A 26,726-nucleotide genomic window follows, 5' to 3' on the forward strand; every position below is an offset into this window, starting at 1 on the left:
TGGCGGCGCTGCGCCACTCGGGGGAACCCCTTCGGGTTTCAAGGACCGATCGACGGCAACCCGAAGGTTATGTCCCCTCGATATCGTCACAATCAGGCAGGCACGGTCGTCGCGGTCATCGCCGACATCATGGCCCTCATACTGGGCCTCTGGATAATGATGTACCTGCTGGACGCGAACCGCGCGAACAGCCTGGTCCAGTTCATCCACAACGCGGCCGCCTGGCTGGCAGGCTGGTCACGCGACCTGTTCACCTTCGACGAGGCGTGGGCGAGGGTGGTGGCAGGATACGGCCTCGCGGCGGTCGTCTACCTGTTCATCGGCCACGCGATCGCCAACCGGATGCAGCGGCACTGAGGGGCGCGACCAGCCCCCACGGCGCCGCACCCGCCGTACCCGCCGTACCCCAGAATCCCCGCCCCGTCAGGCGCAGCAGTCCACCTCGAGCCCAGCGGGAAGCTGCGCTCCCCCGAACACCGCACACGTGGCGTCATGCCCCCCGAGCGCGGCGACGGCCAGCAACAGCGACCCCGCCGTCCACGTGGTGAGCTCCCGCGGCCAGATCGCGTCGTCCTCGAAGACGTATCCGGTCCAGTACAGCCCCGACTCCGCGTCCCGCAGATGCTGGATGGACTGCAGGATCTCCAGCGCCCGGTCGGACTCGCCCACCGCCCACAGCGCGAGGGCGAGTTCGGCCGACTCGCCGCCCGTCACCCACGGATTGGGTACGACACACCGCACCCCGAACCCGGGTACGACGAACCGCTCCCAGTCCTTCTCGATCCGCGCACCCGCCTCCGCACCCGTCAACGCCCCGCCCAGCACCGGGTAGTACCAGTCCATCGAGTAGCGGTCCTTGTCCAGGAACCGCTCCGGGTGGCGCCGTATCGCGTGCCGCAGCGCGCCCACCGCCAACTCCCAGTCCGGCTGCGGCTCTTCCCGCTGCTCGGCGATGGCGAGTGCGCAGCGCAGCGCGTGGTGGACCGACGAACTCCCGGTCAGCAGCGCGTCGTCGGTGGCCGTCCCGTCGTCCTCGCGGCGCCAGCCGATCTCGCCGCCGGGCTGCTGCAACCGCAGCACCCATTCGACGGCCGCGTAGACGGCGGGCCACATCCGGTCGAGGAAGGTGTCGTCGCCGGTGGAGAGGTAGTGGTGCCAGACGCCCACGGCGATGTAGGCGACGAAGTTGGACTCGCGGGCGCGGTCGGTGACGTCGTCGTACGCGCCGTCGGCGTAGGCCGCGTACCAGGAGCCGTCCTCGTTCTGGTGCTCGGCGAGCCAGGTGTAGGCCCGCTCGGCGGCGGTGTGCTCCCCGGCCGCGTCCAGCGCCATCGCGGCCTCGGTGTGGTCCCAGGGGTCGAGGTGGTGCCCCCGGAACCACGGGATCGCGCCGTCCTCCCGCTGGACGGCGAGGATGCCACGGACGGTCGCGGCAGCCTGCCCGGCGGTGAGGACCCCGGGCAGGACGAGGTGTTCTGTCCGGGGGGTGGTCACTTGGCGGCCACCTCGGTGTCCGCGGGGGTGCCGGTCCCGGCCTCGGGCCCGGCATCGGTCCGGGGCAGGTGCGGCTTGGTGGCGTAGACGACGAAGCTCTTGCCCATGACCGGGTTCAGCGCCTGCTCGGCGATGCGCGTGGCCAGCGGCTTCTTCATGATGTCCCAGACGAGCAGCTTGTGGTACGCCCGTACCGGCAGCGCCTTGTCGTTGTCGACGCCGAACGCGCACTTCAGCCACCAGTACGGCGAGTGCAGCGCGTGCGCGTGGTGGCTGCCGTAGGGCCGCAGACCGGCTTCCTTGATCTTCCCGACCAGTTCGTCGGCCTTGTAGATGCGGATGTGCCCGCCCTCGACCTCGTGATAGGCGTCGGAGAGGGTCCAGCAGACCTTCTCGGGGCCGTAGCGCGGCACGGTGACGGCTATCCGGCCGCCGGGCCTGAGCACGCGCACCATCTCGGCGAGCACGCCCTTGTCGTCGGGGATGTGCTCCATGACCTCGGAGATGATGACGACGTCGAAGGACTCGTCGGGGAAGGGGAGCGCCAGCGCGTCGCCCTCCATGGCGGTGGCGGTCGCGCCGGCCGGGGCCTCGCCGGCCTCCTCCATCGCCGCGAACCACTTGGCGACCTCGCGGATCTCCTCACCGTTCTGGTCGAGGGCCACGACCTGGGCGCCGCGCCGGTAGCACTCGAAGGCGTGGCGTCCGGCCCCGCAGCCGAGGTCCAGGACACGGTCCCCCGGGGCGAGCGGGAACCGGGAGAAGTCGACGGTCAGCACGTAGCCCTGCCTTCGGAATTGACAACCTCTGAAGAGACAAAGTCCGGGGAGACGACCTCTGGGGCCGCCGGCACCACGGGGCGTTCGACAGCCGCGGTCGCGGGGCGGGCAGCCGTCGCAGTCGCCGGGTGTGTCCCGGTTCGGTTCGGGGCGGTGGCGATCGCCTCGCGGTAGCGGGCCACCGTGCCCTCCGCGGCGCGCGCCCAGGTGAACTGCCGTAGCACCCGCTCACGGCCGGCCCGGCCCAGCCGTACCCGCAGCTCCGGATCGCCGAGGAGGCGGCGCAGGCCGGCGGCCAGCGCGTCGGCGTCGCCGGGTGGCACGGCCAGGCAGGTCTCCCCGTCCCGTCCGGCGACCTCGGGAATCGCGCCGCCCGTCGTGGCGAGCAGCGGGGTGCCGGTCGCCATGGCCTCGGCGGCGGGCAGCGAGAAGCCCTCGTAGAGCGACGGCACGCACGCGACCTCGGCCGAACGGACCAGGTCCACGAGTTCCGCGTCGGAGATGCCCTTCACGAACTCGACGGCGCCGGCCAGGCCGTAACGTTCCATCGCCTGCGCGACGGGCCCCTCGGTGGGCCGCTTGCCGACGACGACGAGGTGGGCGGCGGGGTGCTCGGTCCGTACCTTGGCGAGGGCCTCGACCAGGAAGACCAGCCCCTTCAGGGGTACGTCCGCGCTGGAGGTGGTGACGATCCGGCCGGGCACCTGCGGTACCGCGGGATTCGGCGCGAAGAGATCGGTGTCGGCGCCGATGTGGACGACGTGGACGCGGTCCTCGCGTACGCCGAGATGGTCGACGATCTCCTGGCGGGAGGTGCCGGATACGGTGAGCACGGAGGGCAGCCGGCGGGCGACCCGCTTCTGCATCCGGGTGAAGGCGTACCAGCGGCGTACCGAGTACCGCCGCTTCCACCCCTCGGCCGCGTCCAGCTCCAACTGCCGGTCGACGGTGATGGGGTGGTGGATGGTGGTGACGAGAGGCGCGCCGACGTCCCCCAACAGGCCGTATCCCAGTGTCTGGTTGTCGTGGACGACGTCGAACTCCCCGGCGCGGGCGCGCAGATGGCGGCGGGCGCGGAGCGAGAAGGTCAGCGGTTCGGGGAAGCCGCCGGTCCACATGGTGGCCACTTCGAGCGCGTCGACCCAGTCCCGGTACTCGTCCCGACCGGGCGTCCGGAAGGGGTCCGGGGAGCGGTACAGATCGAGGCTGGGCAGCTCGGTGAGGCTGAGCGCGGGGTAGCCCTCGTCGAGGACGGGGTACGGCTGCGAGCCGATCACCTCGACACGGTGCCCGAGGCGGGCCAGCTCGCGGGAGAGGTGCCGTACGTAGACGCCCTGGCCGCCGCAGAACGGGTTCCCTTTATAGGTGAGGAGCGCGATGTCGAGCGGTCGCTCGCCGTCGGCGGCGGGTTCCTGGTCGGCACCCGCCCGCCTGGCCTCAGCGGTCACTCTGGGCCCCCTTCTCCCTGCACTTTCCCGCGAGGTTACGCCGGGACGCTAATCTAGAACAAGTTTCAGACTTGATCGTTCAAGAGGCTCTGAATCTACCGGCAGGTAGGGGCGGAGTGAGCAGTGGATCAGGTGATTCGCGCCACGACGCGACCCCTGCCATGCTGTCTGATCACTCGCCCTGAGCACTGCCCTCACCGACTGTCACGGACGGGACCCATGCCTGCGGAAGCCAAGGTGGACATCGGCGCCAGATCGGCCACCCCGCCGCTCACCGAGCGGCAGGAGGCCCGGCGCCGCCGGATCCTGCACGCGAGCGCCCAGCTGGCCAGCCGGGGCGGATTCGACGCGGTGCAGATGCGCGAGGTGGCCGAGTCCTCCCAGGTGGCGCTGGGCACGCTCTACCGGTACTTCCCGTCCAAGATCCATCTGCTGGTCGCGACCATGCAGGACCAGCTGGAGCACATGCACGGCACGCTGCGCAAGAAGCCGCCGGCGGGCGAGACGGCGTCCGAGCGGGTCGCCGAGACCCTGATGCGGGCCTTCCGGGCACTGCAGCGCGAGCCGCACCTGGCCGACGCGATGGTCCGCGCCCTCACCTTCGCCGACCGCAGCGTCTCCCCCGAGGTGGACCAGGTCTCCCGGCAGACGACGGCGATCATCCTGGACGCGATGGGCCTGACCGACCCGACCCCCGCCCAGCTCTCCGCCGTCCGCGTCATCGAGCACACCTGGCACTCGGCCCTGATCACCTGGCTCTCGGGCCGCGCCTCCATCGCCCAGGTGAAGATCGACATCGAGACGGTGTGCCGGCTGATCGACCTGACGGAGCCGGGCGGGAAGCCGTAGGGGGCACACGGCACCGGGACGGGAGGGCACGCGAAGGCAGGCACGCGGAAGCCGGGCATGCGAGGGTCGGAGACGCGAAGGCCGGGCATGCGAAAGCCGGACCCGGGACGGGCGGGCATGCAAAGGCCGGACATGCGAGGGCCGGAGACGTAGGCCGGGCATGCGAAGACCTACGAGACGGGTTCCCTTCGCCGGCATGGTCCGGATCAGGTACTGGGGGTCGCCGTCCAGCCCAACCGCTGCCTTCCGGCCTCTCAGCCCGACCGTCGACGTCGGCACTGGCGGATGCTGATGCATCTGCGTCACGCCTGAGTCGGCTACGCCGCTCGGACTCCCTCACTCGCCCCGTAGGCTGATACCAGCATAGAACGCACGGAAGGGGATGGAACACCCCAATGGTGGATTTTTTCTACTTTTCCTGATACGGGTGCACGCGAGAGCGTTTCCGGGCCGCCGGCCCAGCCCTCCGCGCCCCTAGCCCACCGTCTCCAGCCCGCTCCAGCTCCGACCGATCGCGGTCTCCCCCGCCCAGCGCTCCAGCAGCAGCCGGGCCTCTTCCTCTGGGGCCGCCAGGGACACCCGCTGGGCCCCCGCGTGGACCTTGCGTGACTGTTCGTGGGTGCCCTCGCTGCAACAGGAGCAGAGCATCTCCAGGCTGCTCGCGGGTTCCGCGCCGAAGTCGTGCTCGACGAAGAGGGCGATCAGCGCGTCCAGGTCGGCGACCTCCCCGGCGTTCACCGTCACCTCAAGGGTCGGCAGCTCCGACGCCCGGAGGAGGAGCAGCTCGTCGAAGACGGGGAACTCGCGGCCGTCGACCACCCGGCGCCCCGTGGGCTCGCCGTCGTGCACGACGACCTCCCCGAACCGCCGCCCCGCCGTCACTGGCACGTTCATCACCCTCCCCCGCGTGGGACACAAGCGGTCGATCCACACGACCTCCCGCTCGCCGCCGGTGTCCAGCCGCACGCAGGCCGCCCCGAACCGCCCGTCGATCTCCCCCTCCCCCGCCGGGAGTTCGATGCCGAAGCCGGCCCAGGCGGCCCGGGCGGTGGCCCAGTCGCCCTGGATGGTGGCCGCGATGCCGAGGTTCCAGAACGCCGGGGCGCCCTCACCGCGCGGAGCACGGGCGGCGGCCTCGCGGCCCAGCGCGTAGGCCTTCGCCCAGTTGCGCAGGAACTTGTGGGCGAGCGCCGCGTCGTACCACCACACCGCGCTCCGCTCCTCGTCCGGGAACCGTGCGAGGACCCGCTCGAAGAGCGCGGCGGCGGCCAGCCACTCCTCCGCCTCCCAGGCCTCGTAGGCCTCGCTGATCAGGCCCTCGGCCTCGGACTTGCGCACGTTCCCCACCTTGATCGGCCCGCCGGACGGCAGGAGCGTATCCCAGGCCACCGACAGACCACGCCGGGGCGGCGGCAGACCTAGGCCGGGGCGGCGGCAGGTCGGGGCCGGAACGGCGACAGGCCGGGGTCGGGCCGTCGGCGGGCCGGGGTCGGGGCATCGGTGGGTCGTGTTGGTCTATCGGATCAGCCGCCGGGGTGGAAAGTCTCTGGCGGGGCTCCGCGTCCGATCAGAGAATCTCCCCCATGGCACTCATCCACCGCACCACCATCACGCCCACCAAGGTCGAGCTCCTGGCCGGCTGGCTCCCCACCCGCCCCTGGTACCACGGCCCCGCCGCACCGGAGTTGGTGAAGGCCGGCGGGTTCCGGCTCGACGACCCGGAGGGCGAGGTCGGGATCGAGTTCATGGTCGCCACCGAGGGCACGGACGCGTATCTCGTACCGCTCACCTACCGCGCCGCCCCGCTCGACGGCGCCGAGCACGCTCTCGTCGGCACCATGGAGCACGGTGTGCTCGGTACACGCTGGGCCTACGACGGCTGCCACGACCCCGTGCTGACGGCCGAGTTGGCCGCCCTGATCGAGGGGCGTGCCGCGGCGCAGGCACAGAGCATCACCGACACCCCGGACCGGGAGGTCGCCCGCGGATACACCGGCGCGGGCCCGCTCCCCGGCTTCGGTGCCCCCGTCGACACCGACGAGAGCACCGAGTTCGCCGCTGCGGACGACGGCCTGGTCCTGCGGCTGCGCCGCGTACTGACCCCCGGCTCGCTGCCGCCCGCCGACGCGGCCGGGCATGTCACCGGAGCCTGGCAGCAACCGGACGGCACGCGCGCCAGGGCACTGTTCGCCGCACTTCAGCCTCGCTAGTCGTCCTGCCCACAGAGGTTGGTGACAGGGCGCGGCTCGTAGGTGGGACTGGCCATGTCGTTCGCCGGCCTTGCCTGCACCGCTGCCGTCGTTCATGGGGTGAGGTACTCACTCCTCGGCAGGCAGCTCGCCGCGGACTCGGAACGTGGCTCGGTATGCCTGGGGTGAGACCCCGATTGCCGTGTGCAGGTGCTGCCGCAGCGAGTTGCCGGTGGCGAAGCCGACCTCCGCCGCGATCCGGTCGACGGTTAGGTCGGTGGTCTCCAGGAGGTGGCGGGCGTGGTTCACCCGCTGCTGGGTCAGCCAGCGGCCGGGGCTGGTGCCGGTCTCCTCCTGGAAGCGGCGGGAGAAGGTGCGTGGGCTCATGCGGGCGTGCGCGGCAAGGTCCCGTAGGACGAGCGGCTGGTCGAGGTGTTCCAGGGCCCAGGTTCGGGTGGCGCCGGTTCCGGCGTTCCCCTCCGCAGGTATGAGCTGGACGATGAACTGGGCTTGGCCGCCCTCGCGCCAGGGCGGGACCACGCACTGCCGGGCGACCTGGTTGGCGACGGTGCTGCCGTGGTCGCGGCGTACCAGGTGGAGGCACGCGTCGATCCCCGAGGCGACACCGGCCGAGGTGAGCACGTCACCGTCGTCGACGAACAACACGGCGGGATCCAGCGCAACGTGGGGGAACAGTCGGCGGAACTCGTCAGCGAGCGCCCAGTGTGTGGTCGCGGGCCGCCCGTCGAGCAGCCCGGCGGCGGCCAGGGTGAACGCGCCGGTGCACAGGGAGACGATGCGGGCGTGGGGGCGGATGCGGGCGAGCGCCACACGGACCGGCTCGGGCAGGTCGGCCGTGAAGCGGGTCAGATCGTACGGCGGGAGGACGACCGTGTCGGCGCTTTCCAGTGCCTCGGGTCCGTGGTCGAGGGTGAGGGTGATGCCGGTGCTGGTCGTGACGGTGCGGTCCTCGGTCGCGGCGCAGGCCACCACCTCGTACGCCCCGGGAATGCCGGCGTAGCGGACCCCGCCGAAGACCCGTTCGGGGATGCCCAGGTCAAAGAGGTACACGCCGTCGAGAGCGAGGACGACGACCCGGTGCGGCGGGGTGCTGGGGGTGGTGGAGGGTTTGGGCGCGACCATGGCACGATTCTATGGGTTTATGACCATCTTGCCATTGGCCAGGTCAGAGCCCCTGCCGCAGCCTGGAACCATGAACGCGAACACCATGCAGGCCATCAGCCAGGACGCCCTCGGAGCCCCGGACGTCCTTCACCTGGTCGAGCGCGAGCGCCCGGAGCCCGGCGTCGGCCAGGTCCTCGTCGCCGTCCATGCCGCCGGGGTCAATCCCACCGATGCCCAGCACCGCGGGCTCGGCCTGTTCCTGGGCGAGCCGCCCTTCACGCTCGGCTGGGACGTGTCCGGTGTCGTCGAGGCGGTCGGCCTGGGCGTCTCGCTCTTCGAGGTGGGCGACGAGGTGTTCGGCATGCTGCCCTACCCGGACGGGGCCGGCGCCTACGCCGAGTACGTCACCGGGCCGGTCCGCGCCTTCGCTCCCAAGCCCGCCGCGCTCAGCCACACCGAGGCCGCCGCGCTGCCGATGGTGGGCCTGGTGGCCTGGCAGGCGCTGGTCGACACCGCCGACGTGCGACCGGGGCAGCGGGTGCTGGTGCTCGGAGCGGCCGGCGGCATCGGACACGTCGCGGTCCAGGTCGCCAAGGCGCGCGGCTCGTACGTGATCGGCACGGCCTCCGGCGACAAGTGCGACCTCGTCCGCGACCTGGGAGCGGACGAGGTCATCGACTACCGCACCGCCGACGTCGCCACGCAGGCCCACGACATCGACGTGGTCCTCGACCTGGTCGGCGGCAAGGACCGGCTGCGTTCGTTGCAGACCCTCAGGCCCGGCGGCATCCTGGTTTCCAGCCTGCCCGTCGACTTCGACGAAGTGACGGCGCGCGCCGTCGAGTTGGGGGTAAGGGCCACGAACCTGGTCGTCGAGCACGACCGAACCGCCATCATCGGCCTAGCCGCGCTCGCCGAGGCCGGGCAGCTGCGCCCGCACGTGGCCGCCACCTTCCCGCTCGCCGAGGCTGCGCAGGCCCACGCGCTGGCCGAGGCCGGTGGCAGCACCGGCAAGCTGGTGCTCACCGTCTAAAGCTCAACTCAGCTCAGCTCAGCCAGCACCGCGGCCGGGTGCACGGGACATGTCCCGTGCACCCGGCCGTCGTCATCTTCAGAGCCCCGATACCGAATCGCCCGGCTGTCCTACCTCGACCGCGCTACAGGGCGCGTCATCCGGCGCTACGAGCAGGCCGCACCAGGCGACTTGGCCCATGTCGACATCAAGAAGCCCGGCAATATCCCCGACGGTGGCGGCCATCAAGTGCTGGGCCGTCAGGCCGGGCGGCGACGCCGGCCACATCGAGTACCCCAGCCACCGGTACTGAGCTCGGGACCGGCCTGCCTACCCCTCATCGGCCTCCTGGGCGGCAGCTTCGCCGGCGCGGTCGATCTCGGCCATGTGCTCCTCCGCCCAGGTCCGCAGCCCCGCAAGCGCGACTTCCAGAGACAGCCCGAGTCCGGTGAGTCGGTAGAAGACCCGCGGCGGCACGGTCGGTTCGACCCGGCGCGACACCAGCCCGTCGCGGGTCAGGTTTCGCAGCGTCACGGACAGCATCTTCTGCGAGACGCCGGGCATCCGGCGTCTCAGCTCCGCGAAGCGCACCTCGTCCGGTGCGGCATCGGCGAGCGTCTTGACGGCCATGGACGTCCACTTCGTACCGATGCGGTCCAGCAACTGCCGCGTCGGGCACCGGGGATCGAACAGATCGCCGCGCACCCCGCGACCGGCGGTCCGGGCTTCTTGGGTGGTCACCTGTGGCTCACCACCTTCCCTGAAAGTGCCGTCTAGGCGGCGGTCGGACAGTTACCTATCGTTCCGTGGTCACCAATGGTAACCAGTCGGAGGAGCCGTCATGCCCGCCACCACCGCACACCACCTGCGCCGCATCGCGACGAACGGCGTCCAACTCAACGTCGCAGTCGCCGGGGACGGACCTGCGGTTCTCCTGCTGCACGGCTTCCCGCACACCTGGCAACTCTGGAGCGGCATCATGGGCCGACTGGCCTCGCAGTACCGGGTCATCGCCCCGGACCTGCGAGGCTTCGGTGCCAGTACACGTGCCATCGAGGGTTACGACGCAGGCACCCTCGCCGCCGACGCCGAAGGGCTACTCGACGCACTCGGCGAGCCCTCGGCTGCAGTGGTCGGCATCGACGCGGGCACCGCCCCCGCCGTCCTGCTCGCGCTGCGCCGTCCCGGCCTCGTCCGGCGCCTGGTCGTGATGGAGGCACTGCTCGGCCGCCTGCCCGGAGCGGAACATGTCATCGCGGGCGGCACCCCGTGGTGGTTCGGCTTCCACGCCGTCCCCGGCCTCGCCGAGACCGTCCTGGCCCGCAACGAGGCCCCGTACATCGACTGGTTCCTCGACTCGGGGACGCTCGGGCGAGGAGTACCCGACGACATCCGCGCGGCCTTCGTCCACGCGTACACCGGCAGCGAGGCCCTGCGCTGCGCGTTCTCCTATTACCGGGCCCTGCCCACCAGCGCGCAGCAGATACAGGACGCCGTCGCGACGGCTCGGCTGACGATGCCCACCATGGCCGTCGGCTCTGACCCCGTCGGCACCGGCCTCGAACGCCAACTCCGTCCCATCGCCGATGACCTGGTCGGACACCACCTCCAGGACTGCGGCCACATCATCCCCCTCGACCGCCCCGACGCATTGTTCGCGCTCCTGGCTCCCTTCCTCTCCGCCGATCTGCCAAAGTGAACGGAGCGGCGCCGAAGGATCACGGCCGGCGGTCCGGGCGTTCGTCCCAGCGATGAGGCCGAAGAAGGCATCAATGACAGTGACGCGACGCTCGGAGCACCGGGTGAGACGGTGAAAGGCGTTCTGCCAGGCATGAGGGCGTTCGACCTGCCAACGCCGACTGGCCGGCGGAAGCTACTCCTCGGGTGGGAAGACGGGTTCCCTGGCGCCCAGCAGGGTGATCGTGATCGCCTCCACCGGGCAGTTCTCGGCCGCGTCGAGGATCCTGCCGTTGGCGTCCGTCTCCGGGTCCACGGGGTGGGACTGCATGGCGGAGTCGAGGCGGAAGGCCCCGGTGGCGCGGTTGACGCACTGGGCCGAGCCGATGCAGATCGAACGGTCGACCTCGACGTGCCAACGGTCACCCATGGCGTCCGCTCACCCCTCCCAGCCGGCCGGCAGGTGGATCATCTTGTGTTCGAGGAACTCGCTGTAGCCCTCGGGCCCGAACTCCCGCCCCAGACCCGAGTTCTTGTAGCCGCCGAACGGCCCGAGCATGTCCAGGCTGAAGGTGTTGACGGAGTAGGTGCCGGTACGGACCTGCCGCGCGACCTCGATGCCGTGCTCCACGTCCGCCGTCCACACGCTGCCGCTCAGCCCGTAGTCCGAGTCGTTGGCGATCTTCAGGGCCTCGGACTCGTCGCCGTAGGGGAGGAGGCAGATCACCGGACCGAAGATCTCCTCCCGGGCGATCCGCATGGAGTTGTCGACGTCGCCGAAGAGGGTCGGCTCGACGTACCAGCCCTTCTCCAGACCAGCCGGACGGCCGCCGCCCGTGAGGATCTTCGCGCCTTCCTCCTGGCCGATGCGGATGTAGTCCAGGTTCCGCTGCTGCTGGCGGCGGGCGACGAGGGGGCCCACCTGGGTGGCCGGGTCCAGCGGGTCGCCGACCTTCAGGGCGCTCGCCGCGGCCGCGAGGGCGTCGGCGAACTCGTCGTAGCGGGAGCGCGGGACGAGGATGCGGGTCTGCGCGACGCACGCCTGGCCGTTGTTCATCCAGGCCGCGGGGACGATCCCGGCGACGGAGGTGGCCACGTCGGCGTCCGGCAGCACGACCGCGGCCGACTTGCCGCCCAGCTCCAGGGTCACCCGGGTGAGGTTCTTCGCGGCCACCTCCATCACCCGCTTGCCGGCCGCGACCGAACCGGTGAAGGAGACCTTGTCGACGCCCGGATGCGAGACGAGATACTCGCTCACCTCGCGGTCCGCCGGAAGGATGGACAGCACGCCGTCCGGCAGCCCGGCCTCCTTGGTGATCTCGCCGAGTATGTAGGCGTCCAGCGGCGACTCCGGGGACGGCTTGAGCACCACCGTGCAGCCGGTGAGCAGCGCGGGCGCGAGCTTGGCGGCGGCCACGAACTGCGGCACGTTCCAGGGCACGACGGCCGCCACGACCCCGACCGGCTCCCGCCGCACCAGGATCTTCCCCAGCACCCCGTCGCGCGTCTCCTCGTACGTGAAGTCGCGTGCCACCCTGATCGCCGAGTCCCACACCATCATCGCGCCGAGCGCCTGCGCGAGCACGCTCCACGAGTACGGTGAACCGTTCTCGGAGGAGATCACCCGCGCGATCTCCTCGTGCCGTACGGCGATGGCGTCCTTGATCCGGGTGACGACCTCGACCCGCTCCGCAAGGCTCATCCGCGGCCAGGGCCCCTCGTCGAAGGCCCGCCGCGCGACCCCGACCGCCCGGTCCACGTCCTCCCGCGAGGCATGCGGCACCCGCCCGAACACCTCCTCGGTGTGCGGCGAGACCACCTCGATGACGTCCTTGCCCAGGGGGTCGGTCAACTCCCCGCCGATGAACAGCTGCCCATGTTCCAGGAACTCGGCCATGGCGCCCCACCACCCTTCCTGACGATGTTTCAGAACTGATACCAGTTCTAGTTATAGTGAGCAATGGCCGTGCGGCGGTGCGGGGGCGGAGGGCGACGAATGGCGAGCAGTCAGGGCGAGCAGGGCGAGTCGGCGGCGGGGCGGTCGGAGGTGACCGTTCACGATCACGGTGGGGGTGTGCGGTCCATCGAGGTTCCCATTCCGGACAATCCCCTTGGCTACACGCTGGTGTACGTCGTCGACACCGATCGTGGGCCGGTGCTGGTCGACACCGGGTGGGACGATCCCGGCTCCTGGGATGTTCTGGTGGCGGGACTGGCGGCGTGCGGTACGGGTGTCGGTGAGGTGTACGGGGTCGTCATCACTCACCATCACCCCGATCATCACGGGCTGTCGGGGCGGGTGCGGGACGCCTCCGGGGCCTGGCTTGCCATGCACGAGGCCGACGCGGCCATCGTGCGGCGGGCCCGGGAGACCCGGCCCGAGCGGTGGTTCACCTACATGGCGGCGAAGCTGACGGCCGCCGGTGCGCCCGAGGAGCATGTGGCGCCGCTGCGGGGCGGACCCCGTCGGCGCAACTCTCCGCCGGGTCTGTCCCCCGCTCTTCCCGATCGCGAGATCCTTCCCGGCGAGCTGCTCGACCTGCCCGGTCGGCGGCTGCGTGCCGTCTGGACTCCAGGGCACACGCCCGGGCATGTCTGCCTGCACCTGGAGGAGGAGCATCCGGGTCGGCTGCCGGGGCGTGGGCGGTTGTTCTCCGGCGATCACCTGCTCCCCGAGATCACTCCGCACATCGGTCTCTACGAGGATCCCGACGACGCGACCGTCACCGACCCCCTCGGCGACTACCTCGACTCCCTCGAACGCATCGGCCGGCTCGCCCCCGCCCAGGTCCTCCCGGCCCACCAGTACACCTTCGCCGACGCACCGGCACGGGTACGGGAGCTCCTGGCCCACCACGAGGACCGTCTCACCGCACTCCTCGCACTGCTCCAACAGCCCCTCACACTGTGGGAGTTGGCTGTCCGAATGGAGTGGAACCGGCCCTGGGAGCAGATCCCTTACGGATCACGGAACATCGCCGTCTCGGAGGCGGAGGCGCATCTGCGACGCCTGGTGAAACTGGGGCTCGTGGAGCAGGTGGCGGGGAGCGAGCCGGTCACGTACGTGGCGGTGTAGCGGAGTCCCCCTGCGGTCGCCCGGACAGGCCGGGCAGGACAGGCCAGGCAGGTCGGGTGGGAGGCCGGAGGCCTCTTGTGTGTGTGGGGGGCGGCTGCCGGCGGTCCGCGGAGTCGTGAGGCGGCCGCCCGCTCGGCGCCTAGTTGACGGCGTGGCCGACCGCGGTGCTCTCGGACGTGATGAGCATCTCCGCCAGGTCGGCGATGGTGGCGAGTTGGCGCGCGTTCATCTGCTGCGCGCGGGCGGCCAGCCGGACCAGGCCGCTCTCGCGCAGCCGGGACAGCGGGTCGGCCTGTGCCTCCAGCCCCTGCAGCACCGGCTGGAGCGCCTCGTACAGCGCCTCGGACTCGTCGGCGGTGAAGAAACCGGGTGGCAGCCCGAAGAACCGCCGTAGCCGGTCGGTGTGTTCGAGGCCCGGCATGCCGCTCTTGCGCCATTCGCTCAGCCACTGTCTGCTGGTGCCGGCGATCGCCGCGAGCTCGCCCAGCGAGTACCGCTTGCCGTCGGCCCGGCGCCGGTTCTCGCGGATGAAGTCCAGCCGCTGCCGCACCCGTTCGGCGAGCCCCGTCTCAGGCGCGGTCCCGCCGCAGAGCAGTTCGGCGACGGTCCCGACGGGGATCCCCGTGCGGTACGACAGGTCGGCCACGTCCAGCACCTCGGACAGCCGCCCGGGCCGCCCGGTCAGTTCCCCGAGCCGTACCAGTACGCCGGCCAGCGGGGCATGGGCGTCACTCACCAAGATCCCCCTGGAGACACGTCGTTGACCGGTCGGTCAGCCGAGCAGTCGGTCGGCCGAGCAGACGCGAGGTTATCCAATTCCCCGGTCTACTCACCAGACATGACAAGGGTCACTGCGGAAGGGGGCAGCAATCGTTGACATATGACGGTATGCCAGAAAGGATCGGGAACGATCACGTCACCAGGTCATGGTCGAACCGACCCGCCCCGGGTGCCGCCTATGGGGGAGCGGCATCCGGGGCGACCAGCCGCCCGCCTCCTCCCGGAAGGTGAGGCGCACCCGATGTCGCAGCCCGTCCTGCTCCTCGGCGCCGGCCGCCGGCGCGCGTACGACGAGTTCGCGCTGACGCGCGTCGCCGCGGCCCGCCCCGTGGTGCTGGTGGACGCCGCGCCGCCCGCCTGGGCCCGCCCGTGCCTGGCCGCTCACCTCGCGGCTGACCCCGGCAAGGACGGGGCGACGGCGTCGGCGGTGGTGCGGTTCGCGGCCCGGCACCGGGTCCGCGGGGTGCTGGCCCAATCGGCCGAGTACACGGTCGCCGCCGCCAGGATCGCCGGGCAGTTGGGGCTCCCCGGCCCCTCCCTCGCCGCGGCCGCCGCGTGCGCCGACCCGGCCACTCTGCGGGCCTCGCTCGTCGCCGGCACGGCCCCAGTCGACGACCCGGGCACGCCCAGGGTCAGCGCCGAGACCGTCGTCCTGGACGGCGAGATCCGCATCGTCGCCATCACCCGTACGACCCTGGGCCCGGCGCCCGCCAGGCAGCCGCTCCGGCACACCGTGCACGCCCACGACGGCCTGCTGCACAACCGTTTCCTGCGCCTGGCCGTCGACCGCGCCGTGCACGCCCTCGGCCTCACCCGGGGTGTGCTGCACGTCGGGCTGCGGCTCACCGACCGCGGCCCCCGGGTCACCGACGTCACCCCGTGCCTCCCGGGCGACCTGATCCCGCTCCTCGTCAGGCGGGCCACCGGCGTGGACCTCGCGCAGGCCGCCGCCGCGCTGGCCACCGGCGAGGTGCCGGACACCACGCCGACCCGGCAGCGGGCGGCCGCGATCCGGTTCGCCTACCCTGCCGCCACCGGCCGCCTCGACCACCTGGCCCTCTCCCCCGACGCGGCCCAGGAGCCCGGCGCCGAACGCATGATCCTCACCCAGGACGCCGGCCGGCAGGTCACCGCCGGGGAGCACGCGACCGTCGACGACCGGCTGGCGCTCTGGGTCGCCGTCGGCGAGGATCCCGCCGGCTGCGACGACGCCCTGCGCCGGATGGGCCGCCACCTGTCCGCGGGCATCGCCCCGATCGTGACAGCGGCCTGAGCGGTGATGCCGTGCGTACGGGGGCACGGTTTCCGACCGTGCGGGGGCACCGGTTCCGGACGTGCGGGGGCACGGGTTCCGGTGCCCAGGGTGCCCGCCGTGCCCGCCCTCGGCGGCCGCGCCCCCCAGCCGCCCCGGGGCCGGGCCAGGACGGCCCCGTCCCCAAACCGGCACCCACGCCCCGCCGACCTCGTAGACCGCAGCACCCACGCCCCGCCGGCCTCGTAGACCGCAGCACCCACGCCCCGCCGGCCTCGTAGACATCCGCGGCATCCGCCGCACGCCCCGAGCCGAGCCGTGTCCCCGTCGTGGCATGACCCTAACCAGCGGCTACGACTCACAGCCGCCCCTCAGCTTCACTTCGGCGGCCGGTAAAGTAGCCGGGTCGTCATCACCCGTACGGGGGAAAGCCGGTGCAAACCCGGCGCCGTCCCTTCCCCGGTTCCCGGCTTCGCCCGAACCGGGGACGCCCCCTGTCCGTGAACCGTCGCACCGACGGTGAGCCGGACTGCCCCGCGCGGGACGTTGATCGGCCTATGTGCGCCGGCACCCGCCGGCGCACGGCACCGTCGAGGTTCGCGGAGCCGAGCCGCCGGGGTGTCCCGTGCCGCCCGGCTCCCCCGCAGGGAGAGGCACCCGCCGATCATGACCGTCCTCCGCCGCAGTGCCGCGGTGCTGGCCGCCACCGCCGTCATCGGCGCCGCCACGCCCGCCATGACCGCGACGGCCGCCGACGACCCGTCCCCGTCCGCTTCGACGGTGCTCCCGTCGGGGCTGTTCGGCAGCACGGACCCCAAGTACGACGGCGTCTGGCGCCAGTCGCTCGCCCTGCTCGCCCAGCACACGGTGGGCCTGACCCCGGCCACGAAGGCGGTGGACTGGCTGGCCGGGCAGCAGTGCGCCGACGGCTCGTACGCGGCGTTCCGCGCCGAGCCGACCGTGGCCTGCGGTGCCAAGGTGACGGTGGACACGAACAGCACGGCCGCCGCCGTACAGGCGCTGACGGCGGTCGGCGGGCACGACGACGCCGTCGGCAAGGCGGTGACCTGGCTGAAGGCGCAGCGCAACAAGGACGGCGGCTGGGGCTACTCCCCCGGCTCGCCCAGCGACACCAACTCCACCGGCGTGGTGATCGGCGCGCTCACCGCGGCCGGCGAGAGCACCGACGAGGCGGCGGCCGGCCTCCTCGCCAAGTGGTCCCTCCACTGCGACGCGGCGGGTGGCGGCGGCATCGCCTACCAGCCGGACAAGAACGGAAAGCTGGCCGCCAACGCGGACGCGACGGCCGCCGGGGTGCTCGGTGCCCTCGGCAAGGGGTTCGCGGCCACGGCCGGGAAGGCCCCGGAGGAGGGCTATGCCTGCGAGAACTCCGACAAGGCGCTGACGCCGGCCGACGCGTCCCGCAACGGCGCCGCGTATCTGGGGGAGGTCATGTACGACCACGGAAACCACCTGGTCTCCGCGCTCGCCGGTGCCAAGCCCCAGCCGGACTACGGCAACACCGCCGACGCGGTCGTGGCCATGGCCGCGCAGGGCTGGACCAAGCCGGCACGGAAGCCGTACGCCTGGCTGGAGGCCCACGCCGTGCCGTGGGCGAAGCAGAGCGGGCCCGCGGCCTACGCCGAGCTGATCTTCGCGGCGCACGCGATGGGCGCGGATCCGCGTGACTTCGGCGGTACGAACCTGGTGACGGCGCTCAACGCGACGGGCCCGGCCCCCGAGGCCGCGGCCGCGCACACCGAGGAGAAGAAGGAGAAGAAGTCGTCGGGCACCAGCGTCTGGTGGATCGTCGGTACCGGGCTCGTCGCCGGCATCGGCATCGGCTTCCTGTTCAGCGGGCGCCGGAAGCAGCGGCAGCCGTGACCGGCGTCCGCGTCCGCCGTGCGGCGCTGCTGGTGATGGCCGCGCTGACCCTGCTGGCGACGGCCGCGCCGGCGGAGGCCGCCGGTTACCGCTACTGGTCCTTCTGGGAGCGGGACGGCTCGCGGTGGACGTACGCCACGCAGGGACCGTCCACGGCACGGCCGGAAGACGGCGCGGTCGAGGGGTTCCGGTTCGCGGTGAGCGAGGACTCGGGGGACGCGTCGCAGCCACGCGGGACGGCGGGCTTCGGGACGATCTGCGCCGACACGGCCGCCGTCCGGGGGAAGAAGCGGGTGGCGCTGGTCATCGACTTCGGTACGGCGGCGGACGCGCCGTCCGCGGAGCGGCCGCCGGTGCGGCGGACCGCGTGCGCGGTGGTGCCGGACGATGCGACGGCGGCGGACGCGCTGGCCGCGGTGGCCAAACCGCTGCGGTACGACGCGAACGCGTTGCTGTGCGCGATCGGGGGGTATCCCGAGAAGGGATGCGGGGAGAAGGTGGCGGCGGGCGGTACGCCGGCCGGTGGTACGTCGGGCGGTGGTACGTCGGGGGCCGGGCCGTCCGTGGGCCTGCTGGCCGGGGCGGGGGTGGTCGTGGTGGTGGCCGCGGGAGCGTTCTGGCAGGCGCGGCGGCGGAAGAATGCGTGATCGTCACAGTGCGAGCCGGTGGGGGCTGGTCGCGTCCACGCGGCGGAGCCGCGGATCGCTACGGCCCGCACCCCTTACGGGGCACGTCCTGGCCGTGGACAGTAGTGCCTCCCCCAGAGCCCGAAAGGCCTGGGGGGACCCCCAGGCGGCACTGGCGGGCGCGGCGGCACCCCGCGAGCGCGGGCGGGTGAAACCCCCCGTGCCCCGGTCCCGGCGTACCCGTGGCCTGCACCCCGGCGCCTGGTGGCTCTGGGCGCTCTCCCTCGGTGTCGCCGCCTCGCGGACCACCAACCCCCTCCTTCTCGCCCTTCTCGTCGCGGTCACCGGCTACGTCGTGGCCGCCTGCCGGGACCGGTCGCAGGGATCGCGTTCCTACTCCGCCTTCGCCAGGCTCGCCCTCGCCGTCCTGATCGTCCGCCTCGCCTTCACCGTCCTCCTCGGCTCCCCCATCCCCGGCTCGCACACCCTCGTCACCCTCCCCGAGGTGCCGCTCCCGCACTGGGCGCAGGGCATCCGGCTCGGTGGCCGGGTCACCGCCGAGGCACTGGCCTTCTCCCTCTACGACGGCCTCAGGATCGCCACCCTGCTGATCTGCGTCGGCGCCGCGAACACGCTCGCCGATCCGGCCCGTCTCCTGAAGTCGCTGCCCGGCGCCCTGTACGAGCTGGGCGTGGCCGTGGTCGTCGCCCTCACCTTCGCGCCGAACCTGATCGCCGACGTCCAGCGGCTGCGCGCCGCCCGTCGGCTCCGCGGCCGCCCGGACTCCGGCGTCCGGGGTCTGCTCCAGGTCGGACTGCCGGTCCTGGAGGGTGCGTTGGAGCGCTCGGTCGCCCTCGCCGCCGCGATGGACGCGCGCGGTTACGGCCGCGGCGCCGACGTACCGGACCGGGTCCGGCGGACGACGGCCGCGCTGACCCTCGGCGGGCTGCTCGGGGTGTGCGCGGGAACGTACGGGCTGCTCACCGCCGAGGGCGGCGGTTACGAACTGTCCCTGCTGCCGGCCGGCGTGGTGGCCGCGCTGGCGGGGCTGCGGCTCGGTGGCCGCCGTTCGCTGCGCACCCGCTACCGGCCGGACGCGTGGGACTGGCGGGCCTGGCTGGTGTCCGGGGCGGGCGCCGCCGTCGCCGGGCTGCTGGCGCTCGCCGCGGTACGGGATCCGGACGCCTTGCATCCCGGGGTCGTACCGCTGGTCGCCCCCACGCTGCCGCTGTGGCCCGCGGCCGCCGTGCTGCTCGGGTTGCTGCCCGTCCTCGTCGTGCCGAAGGAGCCGTCGTGATCCGTTTCGAGGACGTCTCCGTGACGTACGAGGGCGCGGCCGGGCCGGCCGTCCGGGGCGTCGACTTCGAGGTGCCGGAAGGCGAACTCGTCCTGCTGGTGGGCCCGTCCGGTACCGGCAAGTCGACGATCCTGAACTCCGTCAGCGGGCTGGTGCCGCACTTCACCGGCGGTACGCTGCGCGGCCGGGTCACCGTCGCGGGGCGGGACACCCGGACGCACAAGCCGCGTGAACTCGCCGATGTCGTCGGCACGGTGGGGCAGGATCCGCTCGCCCACTTCGTGACCGGCACGGTGGAGGACGAACTCGCCTACGGGATGGAGTCGTTGGGGATCCCTCCGGCCGTGATGCGGCGGCGGGTGGAGGAGACCCTCGATCTGCTGGGGCTCGACGGGTTGCGGGACCGGGCGATCGGCACGCTCTCGGGCGGGCAGCGGCAGCGGGTCGCGATCGGGTCGGTGCTCACCCCGCATCCGGAGGTCCTGGTCCTCGACGAGCCGACCTCGGCGCTGGACCCGGCCGCCGCCGAGGAGGTGCTGGCCGTGCTCCAGCGGCTGGTGCACGACCTGGGGACCACGGTGTTCCTGGCCGAGCACCGGCTGGAGCGGGTGGTGCAGTACGCCGACCGGGTCGTGCTGCTTCCGGAGCCGGGGGCCGCGCCGGTGTGCGGCACCCCCGCCGAGGTGATGGCCGTGTCGCCGGTGTGTCCGCCGGTGGTGGAGCTGGGGCGGCTGGCCGGGTGGTCGCCGCTCCCGATGACCGTGCGGGACGCCCGGCGCCAGGCGGCCGGGCTGCGGGAGCGGCTCGCCGACCGACCGGCCCCGGACCATCGGACCCCTGGCACCCCGCCGACCCCCGCCCCCACCGCCACGGCTCCCCGCACCGAGTCCGCCGCAGCCCAGCGGCCCACCGCCGCCCCCACCCCCACTCCCCACACCGCATCGCCCCAAGCCCACCAACCCACCCCCGCCCCCGCCCCCGCCACGGCTCCCCGCACCGGGCGGGCACCACACCGCTGGTGGCCCGCCGCCCTCGGCGCTCCCCGCTCCGGGTGGCCTGGAAGCCAGAGGTCCGCCGCCCCGGCGGCCACCGCGGCTCCCGCCCCTCCCCTCGCCGAGGTGCGCTCCCTCGCCGTCCGCCGGGACCGGGTGGACGCGCTGTGTGGCGTCGATCTCACCGTCGCGCCCGGCGAGACCGTCGCCCTCATGGGCCGTAACGGCGCCGGGAAGTCCACGCTGCTGGGCGCCCTGGTCGGGCTGGTGGAGCCGGGCTCCGGGACGGTCCGGGTCGGCGGCGCCGTGCCGCATCGCACCCGGCCCCGGGACCTCGTACGCCTGGTCGGGCTGGTCCCGCAGGAACCCCGTGACCTGCTGTACGCCGACACGGTCGGCGCCGAGTGCGCGGCCGCCGACCGGGATGCCGGGGCGGCGCCGGGGACCTGTCGTGAGCTGGTGTCCGGGCTGCTCCCTGGGGTCGCCGACGGCACCCATCCCCGTGATCTCTCCGAGGGGCAGCGGCTGGCGCTGGCGCTGGCCGTGGTGCTGGCCGCCCGGCCGCCGCTGCTCCTGCTGGACGAGCCGACCCGGGGCCTCGACTACGCGGCGAAGGCCCGGCTGGTCGGCGTGTTGCGCGGGCTCGCCGCCGACGGGCACGCGATCGTGCTGGCCACGCACGACGTGGAGCTGGCCGCCGAGATCGCGCACCGGGTCGTACTGCTCGCGGAGGGCGAGGTGATCGCGGACGGGCCGACGGACGACATCGTCGTGTCCTCGCCGTCCTTCGCGCCGCAGGTGACGAAGGTCCTCGCGCCGCAGCGGTGGCTGACCGTGGCGCAGGTGCGGGAGGCACTGGCGTGACCGGCCCGGTGCGGCTCGGCCCCCGCTCCCTGGCCGCCCTTCTCCTCGTCAGTGCCGTCGGCGTGGTCGCGGTCGGCTGGCCCTTCCTCGCCCCGCCGTCCTCCCGGCTCACCTCGCACGCCCAGGACGCGCCCTGGCTCTTCGCGGGCCTGCTGCTCCTGCTGGTCGCCGTGCTCGGGGCGACGATCTCCGAGTCGGGGCTCGGTCCGAAGGCGGTCGCCATGCTCGGCGTGCTGGCCGCGACCGGGGCGGCGCTGCGGCCGATCGGCGCGGGCACCGCCGGGATCGAGCCGATGTTCTTCCTGATGGTGCTGAGCGGGCGGGTGCTGGGGCCGGGCTTCGGGTTCACCCTCGGCTCGCTCACCATGTTCGCGTCGGCGCTGCTCACCGGCGGGGTGGGGCCGTGGCTGCCGTTCCAGATGCTGGCGATGGGCTGGTTCACGATGGGGGCCGGGCTGCTGCCGGGCGCCGGGCGGCTGCGCGGGCGCGGTGAGCTGGCGCTGCTGGCGGGCTACGGCTTCCTGGCCGCGTTCGGCTACGGCATGGTCGTGGACCTGGCCGGCTGGCCGCTGCTGGCGGGCACCGCCTCGAACATCGCCTTCGACCCGCACGCCGGGCCCGCCGCCAATCTGGCCCGGTTCCTCGCCTACAGCCTGGCCACCGCCATGGGCTGGAACCTGGGCCGGGCCCTGTGCACGGTCGTCCTCACCCTCGTCCTCGGGCCGGCGCTGCTGCGGGCGCTGCGGCGGGCGACCAGGAGGGCCGCCTTCGAGACCGCGGTCACATTCGACGACCCCGGGGCGTGAGGCGTCGTACGCGCCCGGTGACGTGACCGGTGAAGCACCCCACATGACGCACGTCACCTACGACCCGGACTAGTAGTCGGACCTTTCCCAAATGTCCGATTTGCTAAGCCCTCTGACCTGCACATTGAGAGCCACGCCACACAACGGGCCATCACCGCCTATGCGACCACAACTAGTAAAAGGGGTGATTGCGGACGGGTTTGCGGCCTGCTTCTCTGGACGACGTCGCCAGGCACCACCGGCTCCCAGCGGGCCACGGAGCCGACGCACACGGCCACCGCCCACGGGTGGTACCGGAGCACGGCGACCCCCTGTCCCCGACGAACGAGGTTCTCCGTGTCCGTGTCCATCATCCGCCGCATCGCCTCCCCGAAGAAGGTCCTCACCGCCGCCGCCGTGGCCGCCGCCACCGCCGGTATGGCGCTGAGCGCGGCGCCCGCCCAGGCCGCCACCGGTTCGGCCTCCTCCGCTCAGGCGATCGCGCACAAGATGATCCCGGACGCCGCGCAGTTCAACGCGTTCAGCAAGATCGTCTCGCATGAGAGCGGCTGGAACCCCAGCGCCAGCAACAGCTCCTCCGGCGCCTACGGCCTGGTCCAGGCCCTGCCGGGCTCGAAGATGGCGTCCGCCGGGTCCGACTGGAAGACCAACCCGGCCACCCAGATCAAGTGGGGTCTGGACTACATGAACTCCCGCTACGGCAGCCCGACGGCCGCCTGGAGCTTCTGGCAGGCCAACGGCTGGTACTGAGCCGGCCGACCCGCTCCCCCTTGCACCTCGGCACCCTCGCCCTCCTCCCGGGCCAGGGTGCCGACGCATGTCCGGACGTGGTGGACTGAGGTCCCAGAGCCGCCGGACCCCGGGGCCGGCGAGGTGCCCGGTCCGGCGCGTCCCCACCGGAGGAGCGATGCCCACGGCGACACCGACCCCCGATCCCGAGACCCGCGGTGTGCGGCTGGTGTTCGTACTGCTGGCCCTGACCATGATGAGCGGCATGATCGACGCCGTCAGCTATCTCGGCCTGGGTCATGTCTTCACCGCGAACATGACCGGCAACGTGGTGGTCCTGGGCTTCGCGGCCGCCGGGGCGCCCGGCTTCTCCGTCCCCCACTCGGCGGCCTCGCTGGCCGCCTTTCTGCTGGGCGCGGCGGTGGGCGGCCGGGTCTCGGCCCGGTTCGGCGGCAGCTCCCGCCGGCGGTGGATACGGGTGACCCTGGCCGCGGAGGCGGTCGTGTTGGCCGCGTCCACCGTGGTGGCCTTCGCCCGGCCCGCCGGAACGGCGACGACGTACACCCTGATCGCGCTGACCGCCTTCGCGATGGGTGTGCGCAACGCGAACGTCCGCAAGCTGGGGATCCCCGACCTGACGGCGACCACGGTCCTGACAACCACCCTGACCGGCCTGGTCTCCGAGTCCCACCTCGGCGACGCCACCAGGCCGCACTCCCCGCGCCGCGTGGCCGCGGTCCTCGCGCTGGTCGCCGGCGCGGTCCTGGGCGCCTGGCTGGTCCTCCACAGGAGCCTGGGGATCCCGCTGCTCGTCGCGGCGGTGGTCGCCGGGGTGCTGGCGGTGGTCGCGTCCGGGCGGGAGTGACGGGAAGGGCGGCGCCGGTGTCTCGGGGGAGGCAGGAACGGGGCGTACGGAGGGGGTGCTCCTGCCTCCCTCGGGGCGGGCCGGCGGCGCCGGGAGCCGTCGGCCCGGGTCGAGGGGTTACGCCGTGGTGACCTGGAGGTGCTTCACCCCGTTGATCCACGCCGAGCGCAGCCGGTCCGGGTCGCCGACCAGGCGCAGGGTCGGCATCGCGTCGGCTATCGCGTTGAAGATCAGGTCGATTTCGAGGACCGCGAGGGACTTGCCCAGGCAGTAGTGCGGGCCGCCGCCGCCGAAGCCGAGGTGGGGGTTGGGGTCGCGGGTGATGTCGAAGGCGTCGGGGTCGGTGAAGACCTCGGGGTCGTGGTTGGCCGAGGCGTAGAAGACGCCGACCCGGTCGCCCTTGCGGATCAGCTTGCCGCCCAGCTCGGTGTCCTGGGTGGCGGTGCGCTGGAAGGAGTTGACCGGGGTGGCCCAGCGGACGATCTCCTCGGCGGCGGTCGACGGGCGCTCGCGCTTGTAGAGGTCCCAGGCCTCGGGGTGGGTGAGGAAGGCGTGCATGCCGTGGGTGATGGCGTTGCGGGTGGTCTCGTTTCCGGCCACCGCGAGCATCAGCACGAAGAAGCCGAACTCGTCGGAGTTCAGGTTGCCCTCGTCCTCGGCCGCCACCAGCGTGGAGACGATGTCCTTGGCCGGGCACTGCTTGCGGTCGGCGGCCATGTTCATCGCGTAGGCGATCAGCTCGGTGGCCGACTCGGCGCCCACCTCCTCGGTGATCGCGTACTCCGGGTCGTCGTACGAGATCATCTTGTTGGACCAGTCGAAGATCTTGGCCCGGTCGTCCTGCGGGATGCCGATCAGTTCGGCGATCGCCTGGAGGGGGAGCTCGCAGGCGACCTCGGTGACGAAGTCGAAGGGGCCGGAGTGGGCGCGGGCCGCCTCGGTGATCGCCAGCGCGCGGGCGCGCAGCCGGTCCTCCAGGGCGCGGATGGAGCGGGGCGTGAAGCCGCGCTGGATGATCTGGCGGACCCGGGTGTGCTCGGGCGGGTCCATGTTCAGCAGGATCAGCCGCTGGGCGTCGATCGCGTCCCGCTCCATGTGCTCGCCGAAGCGGATGATCGCGGTGTTGAGCCAGGACGAGAAGAGCTCGGGGTGCGTGGAGACGTACTTGACGTCCGCGTGCCGGGTGACGGCCCAGTAGCCGTCGTCCGCGAAGCCGGCGATGCCGTGCGGCTGTTCGATCCAGCGGACCGGTTCCGCCCGGCGCAGCTCGGCGAACTCCGGCAGCGGCACCCGGTGATGGAGCAGATCGGGGTCGGTGAGGTCGAACCCGTCGGGCAGTGCGGGACAGGGCATGGCGGCTCACTCCCACCGTGTACGAACCTGGATACGTATGCCTTACGACGGCCATCTGACGGCCCATCAGAAAGAGCGGGCTGTCGTGAAGGTAGTAACGGGTTCTACAAGTAGCAAGGGGCACGGTCACCCCAATTGCGTGCACCCCCCTTGCGGTTACGGAGGGGCTGTCAGCAGACTGCACACAGAACTGGTACGCGTTCTAGTTCTGCGTGGCGGGCCGGGCCGGGACGCCCCTGCGCCGCGCGGGTGACCGAGGAGAGGACCGAGCCCCCATGGCCGCGGAACCCGTGATCGTCGAAGCCGTACGCACCCCCATCGGCAAGCGCGGCGGCGCGCTGGCCAATCTGCATCCCGCCTACCTCCTGGGCGAGACCTACCGTGAACTCCTCGGCCGCACCGGCATTCCCGCCGACGCGGTCGAGCAGATCGTCGGCGGCACGGTGACCCACGCCGGCGAGCAGTCCATGAACCCCGCGCGTACGGCCTGGCTGACCGTCGGGCTGCCGTACGAGACCGCGGCCACGACCGTCGACTGCCAGTGCGGTTCCTCGCAGCAGGCCTCGCACATGACCGCCAACATGATCGCCGCCGGGGTCATCGACGTCGGGATCAGCTGCGGGGTCGAGGCGATGTCGCGGGTGCCGCTGGGCTCCGGCTCCAAGCACGGGCCGGGCAAGCCCTTCCCCGACGAGTGGAACGTCGATCTGCCCAACCAGTTCGAGGCCGCCGAGCGCATCGCCCGTAACCGGGGCCTGACCAGGGAGAACGTCGACTCGCTCGGGCTGCTCTCGCAGGAGCGGGCGGCGTACGCCTGGGCCGAGGAGCGCTTCAAGCGGGAGACCTTCGCCGTGCAGGTGCCGACGACGGAGGAGGAGCAGCACGCCGGGCAGGGCATGTGGCGCCTGGTCGACAAGGACGAGGGCCTGCGCGACACGTCCATGGAGGCGCTGTCCGGCCTGAAGCCGGTGATGCCGACAGCGGTCCACACCGCGGGCAACTCGTCCCAGATCTCGGACGGCGCGGCCGCCATCATGTGGGCGTCGAAGCGGATGGCCCGCGCCCTGAAACTGCGCCCGCGGGCCCGGATCGTCGCCCAGGCCCTGGTCGGCGCCGACCCGCACTTCCACCTCGACGGCCCGATCGACGCGACCCGGGCCGTGCTCGGCAAGGCCGGCATGACCCTCAGGGACATCGACCTGGTCGAGATCAACGAGGCGTTCGCGTCGGTGGTGCTGAGCTGGGCCCAGGTCTTCGACCAGAGCCTGGACAAGGTCAATGTCAACGGCGGCGCGATCGCCCTCGGCCACCCGGTAGGCGCCACCGGCGCCCGCCTCATCACCACCGCCCTGCACGAACTGGAGCGCACCGACAAGGAGTTCGCCCTCATCACCATGTGCGCGGGCGGCGGCCTGGCGACCGGGACGATCATCCAGCGGCTGTAAGCAGGCCGGGGGAAGTCCGCTGCTGTTCGGCAGCGCCCCGAAGGTCGGCGCCCCGAAGGTCGGCGCCCCGAAGGGGCGCGGGGCTGTATGGGATGTGCGGCTGCCGCCGCGTGGGCGCGACCAGCCACAACGGCGCCGCGGACGACCGACGACGCATCGCAGCACTTCCAACTGGGCGCTCAAC

Annotated in this window: 25 protein-coding genes and 2 pseudogenes; 16 read left to right on the top strand and 11 right to left on the bottom strand. The window is 72.4% G+C overall.

Annotated features, from left to right (window positions below):
* Window positions 1-69 precede the first annotated feature (69 nt).
* Complete coding sequence (locus ACZ5K7_RS06880; RefSeq protein WP_351692334.1) at window positions 70-357, top strand: hypothetical protein; 288 nt, start codon at window positions 70-72, stop codon at window positions 355-357.
* Between the two features lie 66 nt (window positions 358-423).
* Here the strand turns inward: ACZ5K7_RS06880 and ACZ5K7_RS06885 are convergent, their stop codons facing one another.
* The 3 genes from ACZ5K7_RS06885 to ACZ5K7_RS06895 are packed head-to-tail and all read right to left on the bottom strand — an operon-like array spanning window position 424 to window position 3,721.
* On the bottom strand, window positions 424-1,494 hold the full coding sequence (locus tag ACZ5K7_RS06885) for a prenyltransferase/squalene oxidase repeat-containing protein (protein WP_351692331.1): 1,071 nt from the start codon (window positions 1,492-1,494) through the stop codon (window positions 424-426).
* Complete coding sequence (locus ACZ5K7_RS06890; RefSeq protein WP_351692328.1) at window positions 1,491-2,273, bottom strand: class I SAM-dependent methyltransferase; 783 nt, start codon at window positions 2,271-2,273, stop codon at window positions 1,491-1,493. The genes ACZ5K7_RS06885 and ACZ5K7_RS06890 overlap by 4 nt, the downstream gene beginning before the upstream one ends.
* Window positions 2,267-3,721 (bottom strand): glycosyltransferase family 4 protein, encoded by a 1,455-nt coding sequence (locus ACZ5K7_RS06895; protein ID WP_468911351.1) that lies wholly within the window; start codon window positions 3,719-3,721, stop codon window positions 2,267-2,269. The genes ACZ5K7_RS06890 and ACZ5K7_RS06895 overlap by 7 nt, the downstream gene beginning before the upstream one ends.
* A gap of 219 nt (window positions 3,722-3,940) precedes the next feature.
* Between ACZ5K7_RS06895 and ACZ5K7_RS06900 the strand changes: the two genes are divergently transcribed.
* Window positions 3,941-4,570: a TetR family transcriptional regulator gene (locus ACZ5K7_RS06900; RefSeq protein WP_351692322.1), complete on the top strand. Its 630-nt coding sequence runs from the start codon at window positions 3,941-3,943 to the stop codon at window positions 4,568-4,570.
* 474 nt (window positions 4,571-5,044) lie between these two features.
* Here ACZ5K7_RS06900 and ACZ5K7_RS06905 read toward each other — a convergent pair whose 3' ends face one another.
* A complete protein-coding gene (locus ACZ5K7_RS06905) occupies window positions 5,045-5,908 on the bottom strand; it encodes a tetratricopeptide repeat protein (protein ID WP_468911355.1) in 864 nt (287 codons plus the stop codon).
* 245 nt (window positions 5,909-6,153) lie between these two features.
* On the opposite strand from ACZ5K7_RS06905, the gene ACZ5K7_RS06910 reads away from it, so the two are divergent.
* Window positions 6,154-6,780, top strand: coding sequence for a maltokinase N-terminal cap-like domain-containing protein (locus ACZ5K7_RS06910; protein ID WP_351692316.1), 627 nt, complete (start codon window positions 6,154-6,156; stop codon window positions 6,778-6,780).
* 108 nt (window positions 6,781-6,888) lie between these two features.
* Here the strand turns inward: ACZ5K7_RS06910 and ACZ5K7_RS06915 are convergent, their stop codons facing one another.
* Window positions 6,889-7,902 carry a GlxA family transcriptional regulator gene (locus ACZ5K7_RS06915; protein ID WP_351692299.1) on the bottom strand — a complete coding sequence of 338 codons (1,014 nt, stop codon included), beginning with the start codon at window positions 7,900-7,902 and terminating at the stop codon, window positions 6,889-6,891.
* Window positions 7,903-7,972: 70 nt separating this feature from the next.
* Between ACZ5K7_RS06915 and ACZ5K7_RS06920 the strand changes: the two genes are divergently transcribed.
* Both ACZ5K7_RS06920 and ACZ5K7_RS06925 read left to right on the top strand, forming a co-directional pair.
* Entirely contained in the window at window positions 7,973-8,917 is a 945-nt protein-coding gene (locus ACZ5K7_RS06920; protein ID WP_468911359.1) for an NADP-dependent oxidoreductase, read from the top strand.
* 87 nt (window positions 8,918-9,004) lie between these two features.
* Window positions 9,005-9,178, top strand: a pseudogene (locus ACZ5K7_RS06925) (IS481 family transposase); the annotation flags it as partial.
* 48 nt (window positions 9,179-9,226) lie between these two features.
* On the opposite strand, the gene ACZ5K7_RS06930 reads toward ACZ5K7_RS06925, so the two are convergent.
* Window positions 9,227-9,637: a winged helix-turn-helix transcriptional regulator gene (locus ACZ5K7_RS06930; RefSeq protein ID WP_468911361.1), complete on the bottom strand. Its 411-nt coding sequence runs from the start codon at window positions 9,635-9,637 to the stop codon at window positions 9,227-9,229.
* A 100-nt stretch (window positions 9,638-9,737) separates the two neighbouring features.
* On the opposite strand from ACZ5K7_RS06930, the gene ACZ5K7_RS06935 reads away from it, so the two are divergent.
* Entirely contained in the window at window positions 9,738-10,595 is an 858-nt protein-coding gene (locus ACZ5K7_RS06935) for an alpha/beta fold hydrolase (protein ID WP_468911363.1), read from the top strand.
* A 19-nt stretch (window positions 10,596-10,614) separates the two neighbouring features.
* Here the strand turns inward: ACZ5K7_RS06935 and ACZ5K7_RS06940 are convergent.
* From ACZ5K7_RS06940 to ACZ5K7_RS06950, 3 genes and pseudogenes are all read right to left on the bottom strand, one after another.
* A pseudogene (locus tag ACZ5K7_RS06940) lies at window positions 10,615-10,760 on the bottom strand (IS5/IS1182 family transposase); the annotation flags it as partial.
* A 9-nt stretch (window positions 10,761-10,769) separates the two neighbouring features.
* On the bottom strand, window positions 10,770-11,003 hold the full coding sequence (locus ACZ5K7_RS06945; RefSeq protein ID WP_351692287.1) for a ferredoxin: 234 nt from the start codon (window positions 11,001-11,003) through the stop codon (window positions 10,770-10,772).
* A 9-nt stretch (window positions 11,004-11,012) separates the two neighbouring features.
* The gene (locus ACZ5K7_RS06950; protein ID WP_468911365.1) at window positions 11,013-12,470 is read right to left on the bottom strand and encodes an aldehyde dehydrogenase; all 1,458 of its coding nucleotides are present in this window, start codon (window positions 12,468-12,470) and stop codon (window positions 11,013-11,015) included.
* Between the two features lie 99 nt (window positions 12,471-12,569).
* On the opposite strand from ACZ5K7_RS06950, the gene ACZ5K7_RS06955 reads away from it, so the two are divergent.
* On the top strand, window positions 12,570-13,649 hold the full coding sequence (locus ACZ5K7_RS06955) for an MBL fold metallo-hydrolase (protein ID WP_468911367.1): 1,080 nt from the start codon (window positions 12,570-12,572) through the stop codon (window positions 13,647-13,649).
* Window positions 13,650-13,788: 139 nt separating this feature from the next.
* On the opposite strand, the gene ACZ5K7_RS06960 is transcribed toward ACZ5K7_RS06955, so the two are convergent.
* Window positions 13,789-14,385 (bottom strand): XRE family transcriptional regulator, encoded by a 597-nt coding sequence (locus ACZ5K7_RS06960; protein WP_468911369.1) that lies wholly within the window; start codon window positions 14,383-14,385, stop codon window positions 13,789-13,791.
* A 285-nt stretch (window positions 14,386-14,670) separates the two neighbouring features.
* On the opposite strand from ACZ5K7_RS06960, the gene ACZ5K7_RS06965 reads away from it, so the two are divergent.
* The 8 genes from ACZ5K7_RS06965 to ACZ5K7_RS07000 all read left to right on the top strand — a co-directional run bounded on the left by ACZ5K7_RS06965 (window position 14,671) and on the right by ACZ5K7_RS07000 (window position 23,744).
* Window positions 14,671-15,702 carry a hypothetical protein gene (locus ACZ5K7_RS06965; protein WP_468911371.1) on the top strand — a complete coding sequence of 344 codons (1,032 nt, stop codon included), beginning with the start codon at window positions 14,671-14,673 and terminating at the stop codon, window positions 15,700-15,702.
* Between the two features lie 645 nt (window positions 15,703-16,347).
* Entirely contained in the window at window positions 16,348-17,565 is a 1,218-nt protein-coding gene (locus tag ACZ5K7_RS06970) for a prenyltransferase/squalene oxidase repeat-containing protein (protein ID WP_468911373.1), read from the top strand.
* A 35-nt stretch (window positions 17,566-17,600) separates the two neighbouring features.
* Entirely contained in the window at window positions 17,601-18,212 is a 612-nt protein-coding gene (locus ACZ5K7_RS06975) for an SCO2322 family protein (protein WP_468911991.1), read from the top strand.
* A gap of 151 nt (window positions 18,213-18,363) precedes the next feature.
* Window positions 18,364-19,488, top strand: a complete 1,125-nt coding sequence (locus ACZ5K7_RS06980) for an energy-coupling factor transporter transmembrane component T (protein ID WP_468911994.1) — start codon at window positions 18,364-18,366, stop codon at window positions 19,486-19,488.
* Window positions 19,485-21,344 carry an ABC transporter ATP-binding protein gene (locus ACZ5K7_RS06985; protein ID WP_468911375.1) on the top strand — a complete coding sequence of 620 codons (1,860 nt, stop codon included), beginning with the start codon at window positions 19,485-19,487 and terminating at the stop codon, window positions 21,342-21,344. The genes ACZ5K7_RS06980 and ACZ5K7_RS06985 overlap by 4 nt, the downstream gene beginning before the upstream one ends.
* Window positions 21,341-22,150: an ECF transporter S component gene (locus ACZ5K7_RS06990; RefSeq protein WP_351692257.1), complete on the top strand. Its 810-nt coding sequence runs from the start codon at window positions 21,341-21,343 to the stop codon at window positions 22,148-22,150. Before ACZ5K7_RS06985 ends, ACZ5K7_RS06990 begins: the two co-directional genes overlap by 4 nt.
* A 336-nt stretch (window positions 22,151-22,486) precedes the next feature.
* A complete protein-coding gene (locus ACZ5K7_RS06995) occupies window positions 22,487-22,900 on the top strand; it encodes an aggregation-promoting factor C-terminal-like domain-containing protein (protein WP_351692254.1) in 414 nt (137 codons plus the stop codon).
* Between the two features lie 157 nt (window positions 22,901-23,057).
* Complete coding sequence (locus ACZ5K7_RS07000; protein ID WP_450971518.1) at window positions 23,058-23,744, top strand: YoaK family protein; 687 nt, start codon at window positions 23,058-23,060, stop codon at window positions 23,742-23,744.
* Window positions 23,745-23,861: 117 nt separating this feature from the next.
* Here the strand turns inward: ACZ5K7_RS07000 and ACZ5K7_RS07005 are convergent, their stop codons facing one another.
* Window positions 23,862-25,097, bottom strand: coding sequence for a cytochrome P450 (locus ACZ5K7_RS07005; protein ID WP_351692248.1), 1,236 nt, complete (start codon window positions 25,095-25,097; stop codon window positions 23,862-23,864).
* A gap of 275 nt (window positions 25,098-25,372) precedes the next feature.
* Here ACZ5K7_RS07005 and ACZ5K7_RS07010 point away from each other — a divergent pair, with 275 nt between their 5' ends.
* Window positions 25,373-26,542 (top strand): steroid 3-ketoacyl-CoA thiolase, encoded by a 1,170-nt coding sequence (locus tag ACZ5K7_RS07010; protein WP_351692245.1) that lies wholly within the window; start codon window positions 25,373-25,375, stop codon window positions 26,540-26,542.
* Window positions 26,543-26,726: the final 184 nt, after the last annotated feature.

The organism is Streptomyces sp. NPDC031497 (assembly GCF_055580905.1).

Excerpts from the sequence above, each read along its gene's own strand:
- ACZ5K7_RS06880 (WP_351692334.1), top strand. The coding sequence starts at position 70 with ATGTCCCCTCGATATCGTCACAATCAGGCAGGCACGGTCGTCGCGGTC.
- ACZ5K7_RS06900 (WP_351692322.1), top strand. The coding sequence starts at position 3,941 with ATGCCTGCGGAAGCCAAGGTGGACATCGGCGCCAGATCGGCCACCCCG.
- ACZ5K7_RS06910 (WP_351692316.1), top strand. The coding sequence starts at position 6,154 with ATGGCACTCATCCACCGCACCACCATCACGCCCACCAAGGTCGAGCTC.
- ACZ5K7_RS06915 (WP_351692299.1), bottom strand. The coding sequence starts at position 7,902 with ATGGTCGCGCCCAAACCCTCCACCACCCCCAGCACCCCGCCGCACCGG.
- ACZ5K7_RS06920 (WP_468911359.1), top strand. The coding sequence starts at position 7,973 with ATGAACGCGAACACCATGCAGGCCATCAGCCAGGACGCCCTCGGAGCC.
- ACZ5K7_RS06935 (WP_468911363.1), top strand. The coding sequence starts at position 9,738 with ATGCCCGCCACCACCGCACACCACCTGCGCCGCATCGCGACGAACGGC.
- ACZ5K7_RS06945 (WP_351692287.1), bottom strand. The coding sequence starts at position 11,003 with ATGGGTGACCGTTGGCACGTCGAGGTCGACCGTTCGATCTGCATCGGC.
- ACZ5K7_RS06950 (WP_468911365.1), bottom strand. The coding sequence starts at position 12,470 with ATGGCCGAGTTCCTGGAACATGGGCAGCTGTTCATCGGCGGGGAGTTG.
- ACZ5K7_RS06955 (WP_468911367.1), top strand. The coding sequence starts at position 12,570 with ATGGCGAGCAGTCAGGGCGAGCAGGGCGAGTCGGCGGCGGGGCGGTCG.
- ACZ5K7_RS06965 (WP_468911371.1), top strand. The coding sequence starts at position 14,671 with ATGTCGCAGCCCGTCCTGCTCCTCGGCGCCGGCCGCCGGCGCGCGTAC.
- ACZ5K7_RS06970 (WP_468911373.1), top strand. The coding sequence starts at position 16,348 with ATGACCGTCCTCCGCCGCAGTGCCGCGGTGCTGGCCGCCACCGCCGTC.
- ACZ5K7_RS06975 (WP_468911991.1), top strand. The coding sequence starts at position 17,601 with ATGGCCGCGCTGACCCTGCTGGCGACGGCCGCGCCGGCGGAGGCCGCC.
- ACZ5K7_RS07000 (WP_450971518.1), top strand. The coding sequence starts at position 23,058 with ATGCCCACGGCGACACCGACCCCCGATCCCGAGACCCGCGGTGTGCGG.
- ACZ5K7_RS07005 (WP_351692248.1), bottom strand. The coding sequence starts at position 25,097 with ATGCCCTGTCCCGCACTGCCCGACGGGTTCGACCTCACCGACCCCGAT.
- ACZ5K7_RS07010 (WP_351692245.1), top strand. The coding sequence starts at position 25,373 with ATGGCCGCGGAACCCGTGATCGTCGAAGCCGTACGCACCCCCATCGGC.